Genomic DNA, 16,339 nt, shown 5'->3' with positions numbered 1-16,339 from the left:
GGGGCGGTCAGTTGGTGGCGGAACCGGTGGGCTGACAGGTGCGGGGCGCCATGAGCGGGGTCCCCTCGACGGGGGGCCGTCCGGGCGGGTCCGATCGCATGGCGAGGATCTTGCGGATTCCGCTGCCGAGACCCACGGCGAGAACCACCCAGCCGGCCTCACCGAGGTGCAGCACCGTTTCGCTCCAGCGCACGGCGGAGCGTCCCTGGTAGCCGAGGACCGCCGTCAGGCCGAGCAGGCAGCTGTACGCGGCGCCCTCCCAGAACCCGACGACGAACAGCCCGGCGGCGGCCCAGGTCAGGTACTGCAGCGCGGACGCGGTGGAGAGCAGCAGCAGGAGGCTCATCGTGATGGCGACGACGGCGGGCAGCTGCGCGGGCCGCAGCCGGGCGAGCCAGACCCCGGCCGCCACGCAGGCCAGTACGAAGAAGAAGTGGCCGTCGCCCTCGATGTAGGTGATGAAGGACTCTGGCAGGCCGAACATGTCGGCGAAGCGGACGAGCCCCCAGAGCCGGTAGCCGCCGCCCGCGTACTCCAGGACGTTCTCCTTGAGGTTCTCCGGCACGGTCACCAGGACCGGCCCCCAGACGAGGGCGACCAGGGCGGCGAACCCGGCAAAGAAGCGGACGAACGCCGGCCGGCCCGCCCGCAGCGCGACGAGGAACAGTGCCGGGATCACCACCACGGGGATGAACTTGATGCTGATCGAGAGCGCGGCGGCCACCCCGGCGGCCAGCGGCGCCTTCCGGTCGACGAGCAGATGGGCGGCGGCCAGGGCGAAGGTGATGGCGACCGCGTCGGTGTTGCCGTGATAGCCGGAGGTGGCGATCAGCACGGGGCTGACGGCCACGCCCACACCGCAGGCGACGGCGGCACCGAGAAAAGCGCGCCGGCGCACGATCTCGAACACGATGAGCGCGCAGAAGAAGTCGGCGATCGAGGCGGGCGATCTGATCAGCGTTCCGAACGGGATGCCGAGTTCGGAGAGTTCATTGAGGCCGAGAAGCATCCAGCCGGCCAGTGGCGGGTGGTTGTAGACGGGCAGCCCCGGCAGCGGCTGTTCGTAAATCCGAATGGGCCCGTAACGCACGATCGCCTTTGCGAAACCATGAAAGATTCGCACGTCGGCCGGGCCCGGCATATTCGCCGCGATCAGCATTCGGGTGAGAAGACCCGCAGCCGCGACAATGAGCACCGCCGCCCTTGCGCGTGGCACGTCCCAGGTTTCGCATCGCATTCGGATACCCATGAAAGCAGAACGTAGCAACCAGAAGACGCTGAGCAACGCAACGATGACCGCACTTGTATGGACCATTACTTGAATGCGCTGCACACTCGCGCAAACATTCGCACCCTTGAATCACTCGAACGGTTCAGGGAGGGAGCGGTGACTCCGGTCCCTTCGCCCGGCCGGGGGCGGCACCGGCCGGGCGGCGCGGATTACAGCATTCGGTCGACGACGCCCGCCGCCGCGTGCCCGTCGTCCAGGTCGCAGAAGTCCCGGCGGAATGCCTTGTACGCCTGCGCGTGTCCCACGGTGGCCCGCTCCGGGTCGCGCAGCGCCTCGACGAGTCCGGTGGAACCGGGGATCAGCGGGCCGGGGGCGCGGGCCTCGAAGTCGAAGCAGAAGCCGCGCAGGGTGTCGCGGTAGTGCGCCAGGTCGTGGGTGTGGAAGAGCATCGGGCGGCCGGTCTGGGCGAAGTCGAACATCAGCGAGGAGTAGTCGGTGACCAGGGCGTCGCTGATCAGCATCAGTTCGCCGACGTCCCCGTAGCGCGAGACGTCCCGGACGAAGCCGCTGCCGCTGTCCGGGAGACGGTCGGTCACCAGGTAGTGGCGGCGCACCAACAGGACGGTGTCCGGGCCGAGTTCGCGTTCGGCGGCGGCCAGGTCGAGTTGCAGGCCGAGGGCGTAGCGGCCACCGCCGCGCGGCTGGTCCTCGCGCCAGGTCGGCGCGTACAGCACGATCCGCCTGCCCTCGGGGACGGCGAGCCGCTCCCGTACCGCTGCGGCGACCTTGGCCCGGTCCGGGGCGTGGAACAGGTCGTTGCGGGGGTAGCCGCACTCCAGGACCTCGCCCCGGTAGCCGAACGAGCGCCTCAGGACGGGGGTGGAGAAGCTGTTCGGGGAGACCAGGAAGCTCCACTGACGGGCGCGCTGCTCGATGGTGGCGAGGTAGGAGGCGTTGGCCCGCGCGGTGCCCGCGAGGTCGAGACCGATGCGCTTGAGCGGGGTGCCGTGCCAGGTCTGGACGACGCACTGGCCCTCGCGCCGCTCGAACCACTCCGGGAGCTGGGTGTTGGTGACGACGTACCGGCTGCGGGCCAGCGCCTCGTGCCAGGCGGCGGAGCCGTGCTCGACGGCCGTGGCGCCCGCCGGGACCCGGGCCTGCTGGTCGCGCACCACCCACAGATGCTCCAGCTCGGCGCCCCGCCGGACCACTTCCTCGTGGATCGCGCGCGGCGAGTCGGAGTACTGGCGGCCGTCGAAGCTGCTGTACAGCACCGTGTCGCGGAGCGGTGCGGTGCGCCGGGTCCGGTACCCGTCGCGCAGCAGCCGCTCGCCGCGCGGGCCGCGTTCCCCGGCGGTGAGCACCGACGCGCAGTTGATCAGCAACTGGTCGTGGAAGCGCCGCTCGACGATGTACGTCCGGCCGGCGAGGGTGCGGGCGGCGGGCAGGGTGCGGTGGAGGGCGGCCGGGATGCGCAGCGGGGCGTCGTCCGCCTCGTCCCGGGCACCCTGCTCCCGGAGGAAGAGGTACCAGTTCCCCTGGCCCAGCGGCAGTTTCCCGCCGGGGCCCTCGACGGCGTCCGGCCGGAGCGCGGCCCTGAACCGCCGGGCGTCGGCGGCCCCGGAGAGGGTGAGGGGGAGGACGGCCTCCTCGCCGTGTCCGCTGTGCCTGGCCACCAGCTCGACGGGCCGTTCCTGGAGGCCGGGGAAGCCGCCCTCCAGGAGGAGTTGTCCGTCCTCCGTCCAGGTCGCCAGGTCGACGGCGGGCTGTACCGTGCGGTCGCTGATCAGCAGATTGCCGCGGGAGCTGGTGGTGAGACCGAGTTCGCGCCGTTCGTCGCCGCTCCCGGCCAGCGGATAGCGGCCCGGCAGTACCGGCCCCGGCACGTCGACCGGCGTCCGGCGTCCGTCCGGTCCGACGAGGTGCAGGCTGTACGGGACCTGGGCGCGCCCCGCCCCCCGTGCCGTGTCCGGCCGGGCTTCGGCGAAGGCGCCGAGCGGGACGTCCGCGGTGAACCGCCGCCATCCCGCCGCCGAGGGCACGGCCCCCTCGTGCACCGTCACCGGACAGTCGAAGGAGGTGCCGGAGGGGCGGTGGGTGAGCGCGAGGCGCAGCGGCCCCTTGCCGAGGCGGTCGCGGATCATCCCGTCGATGACCACGGCGGCGGTTCCGTCGCCGGTGTCGCCCGCGCGGTGCGTCTCGAAGCGGGCGTCGATCCGCTCGGCGTGCAGCACCAGCTTGCCGCCGTCGAAGGCGGGCACGATCCGGTGGTCGCCGTCGGGGCGGTGCACGGGCGGCGGAGCGGCCGCCTCGTCCGCGGAGAGCTCGGAGCGGCGCAGCATGCCGTGTCCGGCGATGCCGATCTCCGGGCGCCAGGTGAGCCGTTCGAGGCTGCCGCGCGGGTCGATGCGGAGCCTGGCCGGGTCGACGACGGTCTCGAAGCCCGACCGGTCGTAGTCGTGCAGGCTCTGCCGGGACCGGGCGGTGGCCTCCGGCTCGTCGACCGTACGCAGCCGCAGCGGCACCACATGCCGACGCCCGGCCCGCAGCCAGCCGGCCCGGAACTCGGCGGCGCGCGAGCCGGCGGGCAGGTTGCGGATGTACGCGTACCCCTTGAGGTGCAGCTTGCCGCCCTGCCAATAGGCGTCCCGCAGCCGGGCGGTGAGCGGCAGGTCCCGGTCGCTCACCCGCAGCACCGGGCGCGGCACCGGCCGGGTGACGGCCGGGAAGGAGGCGCTGCGGCGGCGCACGCCCCGTACCGCGAACGCGCCCGGCTCGGCCTTGTCGTAGGCGATCAGGTCCAGCAGTTCGTCGGTCCGCCGTTCGCGCACGAGGTGCCACATCAGGCGCAGCCGCAGCGGCAGCGCGTCGAGGACGGCCGGGTCGACCTGGTCGGTGAACTCGTTGGCGTACGTGGCGAAGGCGCGCCGGTACTCCTCGTCGCCGTCGGGCAGCGCCTCCATGAAGTACCAGAGGTCGTTGGCGAGCACATGCGACTCGTACCGACGTTTGTCGTCGGCGCTGCGGTGCTCGTCGAGGAAGGCGGAGACGCCCAGCACGTGCGAGACCCGGTCCTGGACGCCGCGGACGACGGCGCGGCGGGTGGTGATCGAGCCCGGCCGGTCGCGCCAGTGGTAGACGGCGTCCTTCAGCACATCGACGGAGCGGGCCAGGAAGTGGGCGGGCAGGACGACCGGGATGTCCTCGTAGAGGGCGCCGACCGGGAAGGCGAAGGCGTGCTCGTCCCAGAAGGACCGGCGGAAGACCTTGTTGCAGGCGATCCGGTCGGCGGCCAGGTCCCAGTCCCGGGAGATGTGGGTGCGCAGCCGGGTGGTCGCCATGGGCTTGCGGAAGTTGGGCGACTGCTGGAGCCGGCCGCCGGTCCGCAGCCGCAGCACATTGCCGGACGCGAGGTCCGAGCCGGTCTCGTCCAGCGCGCCGGCGAGGAGTTCGTACGCGCGGGGCGGGAGCACGTCGTCGCTGTCGACGAAGGCGAGATGGCGGGCGCCCGGGTCGCAGTTGCGGACCCCGGTGTTGCGGGCGTGGCCGAGCCCGCCGTTCTCCTGGCTCACCAGCCGGAACCTGCGGTCCTGTTCGGCGAACTCGGCGGCCAGGGCCGCGCTGTCGTCGGTGGACCCGTCGTCGACCATCACCACCTCCAGGTCGGCCATGGTCTGCTCCGCGAGGGACTTCAGGCAGTCCGTCAGGTAGAGCTCGACGTTGTGGACGGGTACGACGACACTGAGCCGTGGCGACATGTTGAGCACGTCCGTTCATCGGGGCCTGGTTGGCCGTATGGCTCAACCCCGTGACGGGCCGGGGGTCACCGGTCGCGGTCTCTCCCGAACGGGTGACATCGGCTGCGCCCCGGTTGCCGTCCGGCCCCGCTCCGCGTCGCCCGGGGACTCCGTCCCGATCGGGATCTCCGTCTCGCCCAGGAACAGCCGGCGCACCACGCGCTCGGCCGCGTGCCCGTCGTCGTACGGGCAGAAGCGCTCCCGGAACGCCGCCCGCAGCCGGGCCGTCCGCGCCGAGCGCCACTCGCCGGTCCGGAACAGCTCCAGCAGTTCGTCCTCGGTGGTGGCGACGGCGCCCGGGGTGTCGCCGGGGCGTCCCGAGAGCAGGTCGAAGTAGGTGCCGCGCGAGGCCCGGTAGGCGGCCCAGTCCGGGGCGTGGCTGATGATCGGACGGTCCAGGCAGGCGTAGTCGAACATCAGCGACGAGTAGTCGGTGATCAACGCGTCGGAGACCAGGCAGAGTTCCTCGACGGAGGGATGTTCCGTCACGTCCACCACCCGGGCCCCGGCCGGCCGGGCCGAGCCGCCGTAGAAGTAGTGCGCGCGGACCAGCACCACGTACTGCGGGCCGAGTTCGCGGGCCAGGCGTTCCAGGTCGAGCTGGGGGACGAAGCCCTTGCGGTAGTCGCGGTGGGTGGGCGCGTACAGCAGCACGGTCCGGTCCGGGTCGAGGGAGAATTCCCGCCGGATCGCGGCGGTCCGCTCCGGGGTGGCGGTGAAGAAGATGTCGTTGCGCGGGTAGCCGAGGTTCAGATGCTCGTACCCGGAGGGGTAGACCCGGTCCCAGATCTCGGTGGTGTGGGGGTTGGCGGAGAGGGAGAAGTCCCACTGGTCGGCGTGGGCGACGATCTTCTCGAAGCTGATGCCGTTGGTGAGGGCCGGGTAGCCGCGCTGGTCCAGGCCCATGGTCTTCAGCGGGGTGCCGTGGTGGGTCTGGAGGTAGCACTGGCCGGGGCGCTTGGTGAAGCCGCCGGGGAAGCTGGAGTTGTTGATCAGATACGTGGCGGTGGCCATGACCCGCCAGTAGGCGAGGGACCCCTCGATGACGTACGGGGTGCCGGACGGCAGGCGCTCGCGGTGCCGGGAGGAGACCGCCCAGACGCCCTGGACGTGCGGGGCGAGTTCGAGGGCCTTGGCGTGGATCGCGGCCGGGTTGCAGGCGGCCCCGCGGTTCCAGTAGGCGCCGTACACCGCGAGGTTCGGGTCCAGCGGGCGCAGCAGGTCGGTGCGGTAGACGGCGCGGGTGAGGCCGGCCCGGAGCGTTCTCCTGCCGCGGACCAGGGCGGCCCGGGTGCGGCTTCGGGCGGCGTCGGCGGCTTCCCGGACGCGGTGGGCGGTGTAGCTGCCGGGGAGTTCGGCGGCGTGGTGGAAGGCGGCGCGGTCGCCGGGGGCGATCCGCCCGGGGTCGTCGAGGACGGCGAGCAGATGGCGGGTGCGCGCCGAACGGATCCGGGGGTCGTCACCGGTCTCGGCGAGCAGCCGCCGGTACGCGTCCAGGATCGCGAAGTGGTGGCGGCCCGGCGTGGTGGCGGGGGTGCCGGAGCGACGGACCCGGTGGCGGACGCAGACCCGGTCGAGGGTGTCGAGCGTGCCGGCGTCGGCGGCGAGGAGGGTGGCCCGGTGCACGGGGAGCACGTCAGCGTAGGGGCCGTCGGTGAAGCGGAGCCCGTGCCCGGTCCAGAAGGCGCGGCGGAAGAGTCGCGGGACGGCGGTGGAGAGGCCGTCGGCCGCGGGGCCGGACCCCGTCGGCCGCGGGGCCGAGACCTCGCCCCACCAGTCGACGCGGTCGTGTCCGAGGAGGAGGACGTCCGGATCGCTCGCGGTCAGCCGGCCGGTGATCTCCGTCAGTGCGCCCGGTCGCAGCAGGTCGTCGCCGTCGAGGAAGAGCAGATACCGTCCGCGCGCCGCGGCCGCCCCGGCGTTGCGGGCCGGGCCCGCGCCGAGGTGCTCGGGAAGGGTGATCACCCTGACCCGGGGGTCGCGCCGCGCGAACTCGGCGGCGATCCGCGCGCTGCCGTCCCGGGACCCGTCGTCCACGACGAGCAGCTCCGGCTCACCGGGAACCTGGCCGAGCACGGACTCGCAGGTCGCCCGGAGGTAGCCCTGAACCCGGTGGACGGGCACGACAACACTGAGAAGCATGGCAGCCGAGGGTAATCGCGCCGTCACCGTACGCCGAACCCGTGTTCATCCGTTCGGGGCAGTCCCGGTGACCCGGGGCGTCCGCCCCGGTTGACCGGGCATGAAGCCGCGCCTCAGTGTCGTCGTCCCGGTCCACAACGTCGAGGACTATCTGGAGGACTGCCTGCGCTCGGTGGCCGAGCAGTCGGTCACCGACATCGAGGTGGTCCTCGTGGACGACGGCTCGACGGACAGCAGTACGGCCATCGCCGAGGACTTCGCCGCCCGCGACCGCCGCTTCCGCTTCGTGCGCCGCCCCAACGGGGGGCTGAGCGCGGCCCGCAACACGGGGGTGCGGCACACCACGCCGGACGTGCCGTACCTGGCGTTCGTCGACAGCGACGACATCGTCGTCCACGACGCCTACGCGCGGATGCTGGCCTCGCTGGAGTCGACCGGCTCCGACCTCGCGACCGGCAATGTGTGGCGGCTGAACGAGCAGGGTCGCCAGCAGGCCTGGCAGTACCGGTGGCTGACCGGCACCCGGGCGCGCACCCACATCAGCCGCGATCCGCGGCTGCTCGCCGACCGGGTCGCCTGGAACAAGGTGTTCCGGCGCTCCTTCTGGGACCGGCACGCCTTCACCTTCCCGGAGGGGAAGCTCTACGAGGACACCCCGGTGATGATCCCGGCGCACTACCTCGCCGGCTCGGTGGACGTGCTGCACGAGCACGTCTACTACTGGCGGGTGCGGGAGGGTTCGATCACCCGGCGTCGTACGGACGTGACCGGCGTGCGGGACCGGATCGCGGCGTGCGAGCAGGTCAGCGCGTTCCTCGCGGGCCGGGGCGGAGTGGCGAACGGCGGTGCGCGGCGCCGCTACGACCTCTCGTGCCTGCGCGACGACTTCGTGTACTTCCTGGAGGGGCTCGCCCTGGGCGGGCCCGGGTACCGGGAGGCGTTCATGGCGGACGCCGGGGCGTTCCTGGACCGGATGGAGCGGATGGACGGGGCAAGCCGCGCGGACCGGGCCGTGGCCCACGAGTTGCCGGCGGAGCTGCGGATCAAGTGGCGGCTGGTGAAGGAGCGCCGGCTTCCGGAGCTGCTGGAGGTGCTCGCCTTCGAACGGGCCAACGGCGCCGGGACGTTCACGGTCGGCGGCGTGCCGGGGCGGCGGCAGGCCGGTTTCCCCGGCATCCCGGACACCACCCGCCTGGCCCGTGCCGATCTCCCGGCCGTGGCACGGCTGCTGGAGGCGCGGTGGAGCGACGACGGGAAGCTGCGGCTGCGCGGTTACGCGTACATCCGCAATCTGCCGGCCGCGACGCCGCGCCACTCGCTGAAGGTGGGCATGGTGCGGGCGGCCGGCGGACAGCAGCTGCGGACGGTGCCGGTACGCGGCGTGCCCGCGCCCGAGGCGACCGTCGACTCCGGCCAGCAGGTGCACGGTTACGACCATTCCGGCTTCGAGATGACCCTCGACCCGCGCCGGCTGCGGCCCGGCGGCTGGCTGGTGGGCATGATGGTGGCCGCCCAGGGCACGGTCCGCCGGGTGGCGGTGCGCGCCGTGGAGGCGGGGGCCGTCCAGCCGCTCGTCCACGACCTGGGCGACGGACGGCGGGCGGTGCTCGACTACCGGGACGGGCGGCTCCGGCTGACCCTGGCGCAGCTGCCCGCCCGCTGCGAGACCCACCGCTTCGGCGAGGACCTGGAGCTGACCGGCCGGCTGTACGGGGGTGCCCGGCCGAAGGCCCTGGTGCTGACCTGCGAAGGGGTGGCGGACCAGGAGTTCGGCCACCCCGTCGAGTGCCGGCCGGACGGCCGCTTCACGGTACGGATCCCGCTCGCCGATCTCGCCGGGATGGCGGCCGCGCCACCGGCGCCGCACCGGGCGCCGCGCGAGGTCGAGCCGGAGCCCGGCGGGCGGTGGCGGGCGCGGCTGGTCATGGCCGACGGGTCCCGGGTACCGCTCGCGGCGGCCGGGGAGTCGGCTCCGCCGGTCGTGGCCGATGCGGCGGGCGAGCTGGTGCTGGACCTGAGCGGGCAGCCGTTCGTGGACGGGGCCGTGTGGACGCCGGACGGTGCGCTGCGGGTGGAGGGGGTGACCGGCGCCGGTACGGGCGTACGGCAGGACAAGGGCCCGGACCGTCTCGTCCTGCGGCACGAGGCGCTGCGCGAGACGGTGTCGGTGCCCGTCACCCACGACGAGCGGCGCGCGCGGGGAGCGCGCGGAGAGGCCCGCGAAGGGGGCGGCGGGGGGTGCCGCTTCTCCGCGTTCCTGGCGCCCTCGGTGGCGGCCGGGCTGCACGAGGGCCGCTGGGACGCCTATCTGGGCGGGCGGCCGGTCCGGGTGCTGACCTCGCTCGCCGCCCGGCTGCCGCTTCGCCGGAGCGTCCCGGTCGCCGCGGCCCCCGTGCCCGGCCGGGAGTTCGCCCTGGACCGCCGGTCCGGCGACCGGCTGACCGTACTGGCCGGACCGGTGCTCGCGCCCGCCGAACGCGGCGCGTACCGCCGGGCCGAACTGCGCGCCACGCACTATCCGGCCCGGCGCGCGATGCCGCTGCGGGACGCGGTCCTCTACACGGGCGGCGACTCGCCGCGCGCCGTCCACGCCGAACTCCTGCGCCGGGGGGTGGAGTCGGAGCACCTCTGGGTCACCGACGGAGTCCACGGACACGTCCCGCCCACCGCCGTCCCGGTCGTCGAGCACAGCGCCGCCTGGTACGAGGCGCTGGCGCGGTCCCGCCGCATCGTCACCGCCGAGCAGCTGCCCGAGTGGTTCGAGCGCCGCCCCGGCCAGACCGTCGTGCAGACCTGGCACGGCACCCCGCTCGGCCGCTTCGGCACGGATCTGGACGGCACCCTGTACGCCGACCACCAGCAGCTCGCCACGCTGGCGCACCGCTCGGCCCAGTGGTCCGTCCTGGTCTCCCCCAGCAGCCACTCCACCCCGCTGCTGCGGCGCGCGCTCGGGTACCGGGGCGAGGTCCTGGAGGCGGGCTCCCCCGCCAACGATCTGCTCTTCTCGGCCGACCGCGCCAAGACCGCGGAGCGGGTACGGCACAGGCTCGGCATCCCGGACGGCCGCCGGGTCGTGCTGTACGCGCCGACCTACCGCGACCAGCTGGCCCACCCCTCCGGCACCGACGAGCGGCCCCGCTACCGCTGGGACCCGGCGCTCGACCCGGCCGCACTGGCGCGGTCCATCGGTGACGTCCACACGGTGCTGGTGCGCCGCCATCCCCGGGTGACCGGGAGCGTGCCGCAGCGGCCGGGCGTACGCGACGTGTCGGCGCACCCGGACACCGCGGAGCTGCTGCTGATCGCCGATGTGCTGGTCACGGACTACGCGGGCCTGATGTTCGACTTCGCGCACACGGGCCGCCCGATGCTCTTCCACACCTACGACCTGGAGCACTACCGCGACACGGTGCGCGGGTTCTGCCTGGACTTCGAGACCCGGGCGCCGGGCCCGCTGCTCGCCGACGCGGACGAGATCGCGGTGTGCCTGCGGGACACGGGCACCCTGGACGCCTCGTCGGCGCAGCACGCGGCGGCGTACGAGAGCTTCCGCCGGGACTTCTGCGACCTGGACGACGGCGGGGCGGCCGCCCGGGTCGCGAACCGGCTGCTGGCCGAGGGGTAGAGCCTCTCAGCTCTTGAGGGCGGCGACGGCCGACGCCGCCAGGTCGTCGAGGTAGCCCTTGGGCAGCGGGGCGCGGACGACGGCGAGCCGCCAGTAGAGCGGGCCGACGATCAGGTCCAGAGCCCGGTCCGGGTCGCTGCCCTCGGGCAGCTCGCCGCGGGCCACGGCGTCCCGTACGACCACGGCGGCGATGCCCTGCTGCGGGTCCAGCAGGGCGGCCTTGATCGTGTCGGAGATCTCCGGGTTGCGGGCCGCCTCGACCAAGAGGTCCGGGATGACCTGCGAGGCGACGGGGTGGCGCAGGGCGTAGGAGGCGAGTTCGAGCACGGCCCGGACGTCCCCGTACAGCGAACCGGTGGCCGGAGCCGGCATGCCCTGGACCGCGACGGCGGACACCAGGTCGAGGACCAGGGCCAGCTTGGACTTCCAGCGGCGGTACACGGCGGTCTTGCCGACGCCCGCGCGCCGCGCGATCCCCTCCATCGACATCCGGGCGAAGCCCACCGCGGCCAGCTCCTCGAAGACGGCGCCGCGAATCGCATCGGTGACGTCCTCGCGCAGCACGGCGGCTCCGGCGGGGACACGGCGGCGGGTTCCCGGGTCGGTGGTCATGGCCGAATCATAGTCCGTAACGACGAAACGGTTGCGTTGCGACGTGGATGCGTCCTACCCTCGGCGTTGCGACGATACGGTCCCGTTCCGTCGGATTTCGCGTTCCTGCCCTCCCGTCGAAAGCGATCGTGGTGAGCCAGACAGCAACCCCAGCGGCCCCGGCCGACACCCCTGCCGGTGCGCCCTTCCCGGTGTACGCACCGGGCGAGCTCGCCGCGCTCGCCGCCCGGCACGGACTGACGATGAGCGGGGCCCGGCCCTCGCTGGTGGCGTACATCCGGCAGCTGTGGGGACGCCGGCACTTCATCACGGCGTTCGCCACCGCCAAGCTGACCGCCCAGTACAGCCAGGCGAAGCTCGGCCAGATCTGGCAGATCATGACGCCGCTGCTGAACGCGACGGTCTACTACTTCATCTTCGGCGTCCTGATGAACACCAAGCGCAACGTCGAGGACTTCGTGCCGTTCCTCGTCACCGGCGTCTTCATCTGGACCTTCACCAGCAGCTCGATCACCGCGGGCACCCGTGCGATCAGCGGCAATCTGGGGCTCGTCCGGGCGCTGCACTTCCCGCGCGCCTCGCTGCCGATCGCCCTGGCCCTGCAACAGCTCCAGCAGCTGCTGTTCTCGCTGGGCGCGCTGGTGCTGATCCTGGTGGGGTTCGGGCAGTTCCCCAAGCCGTCCTGGCTGCTGGCCGTCCCGGCGCTGCTCCTGCAGGCCGTGTTCAACACCGGTGTCTCCATGGTGGTGGCGCGGCTGGCCGCCCGGACGCCGGACATCGCCCAGCTGATGCCGTTCATCCTGCGCACCTGGATGTACGCGTCCGGGGTCATGTGGAGCGTGGACACGATGCTCAAGGGCGACCGGGTTCCGCACTACGTGATGGTGATGCTGGAGTGCAATCCGGCCGCCGTCTTCATCGATCTGATGCGGTTCGCGCTCATCGACAGCTTCGGCGCGTCCCACCTCCCGCCGCATGTATGGGCCATCGCCGCGGGCTGGGCTCTGGTGTGCGGGGTCGGCGGGTTCGTGTACTTCTGGCAGGCGGAGGAGCGGTACGGACGTGGCTGACAACATGGCTGACAACAACGAGCGGGTACCGACCGTCGTCGTGGACGACGTCCACATCACGTACAAGGTCAACGGCGCCCGCACCGGAAAGGGCAGCGCCACCTCGGCGCTGAGCCGGATCGTCTCGCGCCGACAGGCCCCCGGTGTGCGCGAGGTGCACGCCGTCAAGGGGGTGAGCTTCGCGGCGTACAAGGGTGAGGCCATCGGCCTGATCGGCTCCAACGGCTCGGGGAAGTCGACCCTGCTCAAGGCCATCGCCGGTCTGCTGCCCGCCACGAAGGGCCGGGTGCACACCCAGGGCCAGCCCTCGCTGCTCGGGGTGAACGCGGCGCTGATGAGCGATCTGACCGGCGAGCGCAACGTGGTGCTCGGCGGCCTCGCGATGGGCATGACGCGCGCCCAGATCCGCGAGCGCTACGAGGGGATCGTCGACTTCTCCGGCATCAACGAGAAGGGCGACTTCATCACCCTGCCGATGCGCACGTACTCCTCCGGCATGGGCGCCCGGCTGCGCTTCTCGATCGCGGCCGCCAAGAGCCACGACGTCCTCCTGATCGACGAGGCGCTGTCCACCGGCGACGCCAGGTTCCAGCGGCGCAGCAAGGAACGGATCATCGAGCTGCGCAAGGAGGCCGGCACGGTCTTCCTGGTCAGCCACAGCAACAAGTCGATCACCGAGACCTGCGACCGGGCGATCTGGCTGGAGGCGGGAACGCTGCGGATGGACGGTCCGGCGGACGAGGTCGTGGCGGCGTACGAGAAGTTCACCTCCGGCAAGAAGTAGGCGCGGCGGCGTACGAGAAGTTCACCCCCGGCAAGAAGCAGGGCGCGGCGGCCGGGGCGATAAACTCCCCTGCCGCACCACGGGGTTGCGTTCGAACCGCTCAGGGGGGGGCACATGCAGGACGGCGTACCGGTACCGCTGCGGGCGGACGATAGCCCGGGCTGGCCTCGGCGTTCGTGCCCGGCATGTCGCTGCATGCGGCGCTGACGGACCACGGGCCGCTGCCGCACCGAACTCACCCTGCGGCAGCAGTAGGCACACCGCCACTGCGGCTCCACAGCCGCAGCAGCACCCGCTCCCGCGACTCCCCCGCCGCCAGCAGCGCCGCCGCCCGCGACCAGGTGGCGGCGGGCAGCCCGTGAGCAGTGATCATCCGGTGGAGTACGGGAGAGGGGCCGGGCAGCATCAGCAGTTCGCCGAGCAGCCGGGCGTCGGCCCCGCAGATCCAGGCACGGCCGTTCGGCGACGGCGTCCACCAGCGCCCTGACCAGCGCCCGCCGGTCCCTGAGCTGCGGCGCCCCGTGCTGCGCGCCCTCCCTGCGCTCGTGCGGGCGGATCCGCCCGTCGAGGTCGTACCGGGGCAGCGCGGCCACCTGCCACCCCTCGTACGCGTCATGCCGCACGGACTCGGCGACCAGGCTTCCGGGCCCCGCCAGATCGAGCGCCGCGTCCACCGCCCGCCACAGTCCGGGCAGGGCCGCGACGAGCTCCTCGCGGTCCAGGCTGTGCGCGTCGACCACGCTGTCGCGGAGGGTCGGGGCCAGCGCCTGCGGCCACTCCACTCTGATCTCCGGCAGCGCGACGGCACCGGACTCCGTTACGTCTGCGGGCAGTTCCACGCTCATGTCCCCCTCGGGCCCCCTTGATCACGCCCGCCGCCGGCGCGTCGGCGGCGGTCCAGTACATGCCGCAGGACGCCCGCCTGCTCGGCCTTCGCCAGCTCGCCGCTCAGCCGGGCGATCTCCGCCTCGGCCCACTGGGCGCGCTCCTGCCACTGCCGCACCGCCTGGGCGACCTCGTCGCGGGCCGTCCTGACCTGCTGCTCGGCATACTCCTGGGCGCGCTGCGCGGCCTCCTGCGCCCGCTGCTCGCGCTGGTCGGCCCGCTGTTCGGCGGCCTCCGCCCGCTCCCGCAACTCCGCCTTGGCGTCGACGAGTTCCCGCTCGGCACGCCGGGCTTCGGCCTCGACGTCGGCCCGGACCCGGGCGCGCTCCTCCGCCTGCACGCGATGCAGCAGGGCGTCGAGATCGGGGCCCTGCCCGACCGGGAACGCCCCGGCCCGGTCGGGCGCGGCGGCGGTGTACGGCTCGGGGTCCGCGTACAGCTCGGCCACCGGGGTCGCGGTGCCGATGGGCGGTTCGGCGAGGGTCAGCGGTACGAGTCGTACGGTGAGCGCGGCCGGATCGACCACCGTCACCGGCCGCCAGCCGCCGAACCCGTCCGCGTCCCCGTCCTCGCCCGGCACCACGGCCACCCGACAGCCCGAGCCGAGCACGGCGTCCGCCCCCTCGACCTGCGCCCACAGGGTCTCCCCGGCCGTCAGCAGCGAGGCGGCGACCTCCGGGGAGGGGACCGGAACGCCGTACGGTCGCGGAGCGGGCGGCGGCGCGGAGGGCGGTGGCGGCGGCGCGCCTCCCGCCGCCGGTGCCTCGTCGGCGAAGCTGCCCCAGCCGTCGTCCCCGGCGCCCGCCCCGGACGGGGCGTGGTCGGGCGGTGGCGGCGGAGACTGCCCCGACGGCGTCTCGTCGATGAACGAACCCCACTCCGACACGCAAACGCCCCCACGTTCTCGTCCCTGCCATGCCACGGGCGGCGCCCGTTCGCACATCCCTGCCGGAACTCGGGGGCCACCGAGGACGTCAATATAGTTGCACCGCACCGGAATTCACATGCCGTCAGCTCCCGTTCAGGGACTATCGGGAAGGCGACCTCCGATGGAGAACCACCTCACCACGGACTTCAGTGCAGCCTGCTTCCTGGTGGATCTTTCCAACGTCGTGCGCAACCGCACGCTGGGCGAACCCGGTGCACGCTCGCTGCGCCGGCTGCGGCTCCTCGTGGAGGCCGCCGAGGAGCTCGCCCGGGATCCGGACGTCAAGCTGTATCTGGTCGCCGATGCCGGCCTGCGGCTCGGCGGGCGGCGGGAGTTCACCGATCCCGCCGACATCCGGCTGCTCGGCCGCTGGGTGGACCGCGGCCTGGTCGAGGAGCTGCCGGACGCCGACGACCGCCTGCTCGAACTGTGCGCGTACACCGGCATCCCCGTCATCACCGGCGACCGTTTCCGCGGCCATCGCGAGTCGCACCCCTGGCTCCAGGGCAATACGGACGACTTCCTGGAGCCGGTCCCGGCGCGCGGCGGCAAGGTCCGGCTGGTCCCCGTCGACATGGGGGTGGCCAGCGCGCTGGACATCTCCAGGAAGATGGAGGAGGACGTGCTGAAGAAGATGGGGCTGCTGGGCCCCCACCGCAGCCCTCGCTTCGACGTGGTCAGCCGCAACTGGCGCTGCGAGGACCGCCGTTGCACGCTCTACGACACCCACAAGGGCAGCGCCGCCCTGTTGCCGCGCGTCCTCAGGGGCGTACCCCACTGCCAGAGCCACGGCACCCCGCTGGTCGACGACGGCCCACGCACCGCGACCGTCCAGCTGAAGCTCCTGGTGGAGGGTGATGTGAAGGCCCGGTTCACCCTGGAGGACGGCACGAACGTGAGGGTGGGCAGGGCGCCCGGCGAAGGTGGCATAGCTCTGCACGGCCTGGTCCCGGAGCGCCGCACCGCCGGCCTCAGCCGCGCCCATGTCGAGCTGCGGGTGACCGGCGGCATCGTCCACGTACGCGACCACAGCACCTACGGCACCCGGTGGCGCTCGACGGCCGGGAAAACGGGTCCGGGCCCGTGGAAGGCGCTCGGCGCGGCCGAGCGGCAGTACCACGGCGGGGACGAACTCGAACTGGTCGAGGGCGTGGTCCTGGCCCGCAGCGGCCGCCGCTTCCCGACCGAACTGGCCCAGAAATGGCAACGCCGCCAACCGCCCCCGCCGGACGCGGCGGGCGAAACCCGCATGTACTGACGCCGGG

General features: G+C 73.0%; 10 protein-coding genes. 4 read left to right on the top strand and 6 right to left on the bottom strand.

What is annotated here, in order from left to right:
- Positions 1–7 precede the first annotated feature (7 nt).
- From OG611_RS12180 to OG611_RS12170, 3 genes are all read right to left on the bottom strand, one after another.
- Positions 8–1,237, bottom strand: coding sequence for a hypothetical protein (locus tag OG611_RS12180; RefSeq protein WP_266418535.1), 1,230 nt, complete (start codon positions 1,235–1,237; stop codon positions 8–10).
- 203 nt (positions 1,238–1,440) lie between these two features.
- Positions 1,441–4,989 carry a bifunctional glycosyltransferase family 2 protein/CDP-glycerol:glycerophosphate glycerophosphotransferase gene (locus OG611_RS12175; protein WP_266418533.1) on the bottom strand — a complete coding sequence of 1,183 codons (3,549 nt, stop codon included), beginning with the start codon at positions 4,987–4,989 and terminating at the stop codon, positions 1,441–1,443.
- 42 nt (positions 4,990–5,031) lie between these two features.
- Entirely contained in the window at positions 5,032–7,170 is a 2,139-nt protein-coding gene (locus OG611_RS12170; RefSeq protein ID WP_266418531.1) for a bifunctional glycosyltransferase family 2 protein/CDP-glycerol:glycerophosphate glycerophosphotransferase, read from the bottom strand.
- Positions 7,171–7,270: 100 nt separating this feature from the next.
- Between OG611_RS12170 and OG611_RS12165 the strand changes: the two genes are divergently transcribed.
- Positions 7,271–10,795: a CDP-glycerol glycerophosphotransferase family protein gene (locus OG611_RS12165; RefSeq protein WP_266418529.1), complete on the top strand. Its 3,525-nt coding sequence runs from the start codon at positions 7,271–7,273 to the stop codon at positions 10,793–10,795.
- A 6-nt stretch (positions 10,796–10,801) separates the two neighbouring features.
- Here OG611_RS12165 and OG611_RS12160 read toward each other — a convergent pair whose 3' ends face one another.
- Complete coding sequence (locus OG611_RS12160) at positions 10,802–11,407, bottom strand: TetR/AcrR family transcriptional regulator (protein WP_266418527.1); 606 nt, start codon at positions 11,405–11,407, stop codon at positions 10,802–10,804.
- A gap of 128 nt (positions 11,408–11,535) precedes the next feature.
- Between OG611_RS12160 and OG611_RS12155 the strand changes: the two genes are divergently transcribed.
- Positions 11,536–12,477 (top strand): ABC transporter permease, encoded by a 942-nt coding sequence (locus OG611_RS12155; protein ID WP_266418525.1) that lies wholly within the window; start codon positions 11,536–11,538, stop codon positions 12,475–12,477.
- A 4-nt stretch (positions 12,478–12,481) separates the two neighbouring features.
- Positions 12,482–13,261 (top strand): ABC transporter ATP-binding protein, encoded by a 780-nt coding sequence (locus OG611_RS12150; protein WP_266425804.1) that lies wholly within the window; start codon positions 12,482–12,484, stop codon positions 13,259–13,261.
- A 235-nt stretch (positions 13,262–13,496) separates the two neighbouring features.
- On the opposite strand, the gene OG611_RS12145 is transcribed toward OG611_RS12150, so the two are convergent.
- Together OG611_RS12145 and OG611_RS12140 are read right to left on the bottom strand one after the other, a co-directional pair.
- The gene (locus tag OG611_RS12145; protein ID WP_266418523.1) at positions 13,497–13,877 is read right to left on the bottom strand and encodes a hypothetical protein; all 381 of its coding nucleotides are present in this window, start codon (positions 13,875–13,877) and stop codon (positions 13,497–13,499) included.
- A gap of 225 nt (positions 13,878–14,102) precedes the next feature.
- Positions 14,103–15,032 (bottom strand): hypothetical protein, encoded by a 930-nt coding sequence (locus OG611_RS12140; protein WP_266418521.1) that lies wholly within the window; start codon positions 15,030–15,032, stop codon positions 14,103–14,105.
- A gap of 163 nt (positions 15,033–15,195) precedes the next feature.
- On the opposite strand from OG611_RS12140, the gene OG611_RS12135 reads away from it, so the two are divergent.
- Positions 15,196–16,332, top strand: coding sequence for an FHA domain-containing protein (locus OG611_RS12135; RefSeq protein WP_266418519.1), 1,137 nt, complete (start codon positions 15,196–15,198; stop codon positions 16,330–16,332).
- Positions 16,333–16,339: the final 7 nt, after the last annotated feature.

It is taken from the genome of Streptomyces sp. NBC_01363, assembly GCF_026340595.1.
In the GTDB taxonomy this organism is placed as follows: Bacteria; Actinomycetota; Actinomycetes; order Streptomycetales; family Streptomycetaceae; genus Streptomyces.
This window is presented reverse-complemented; position numbering and strand designations above follow the sequence as displayed.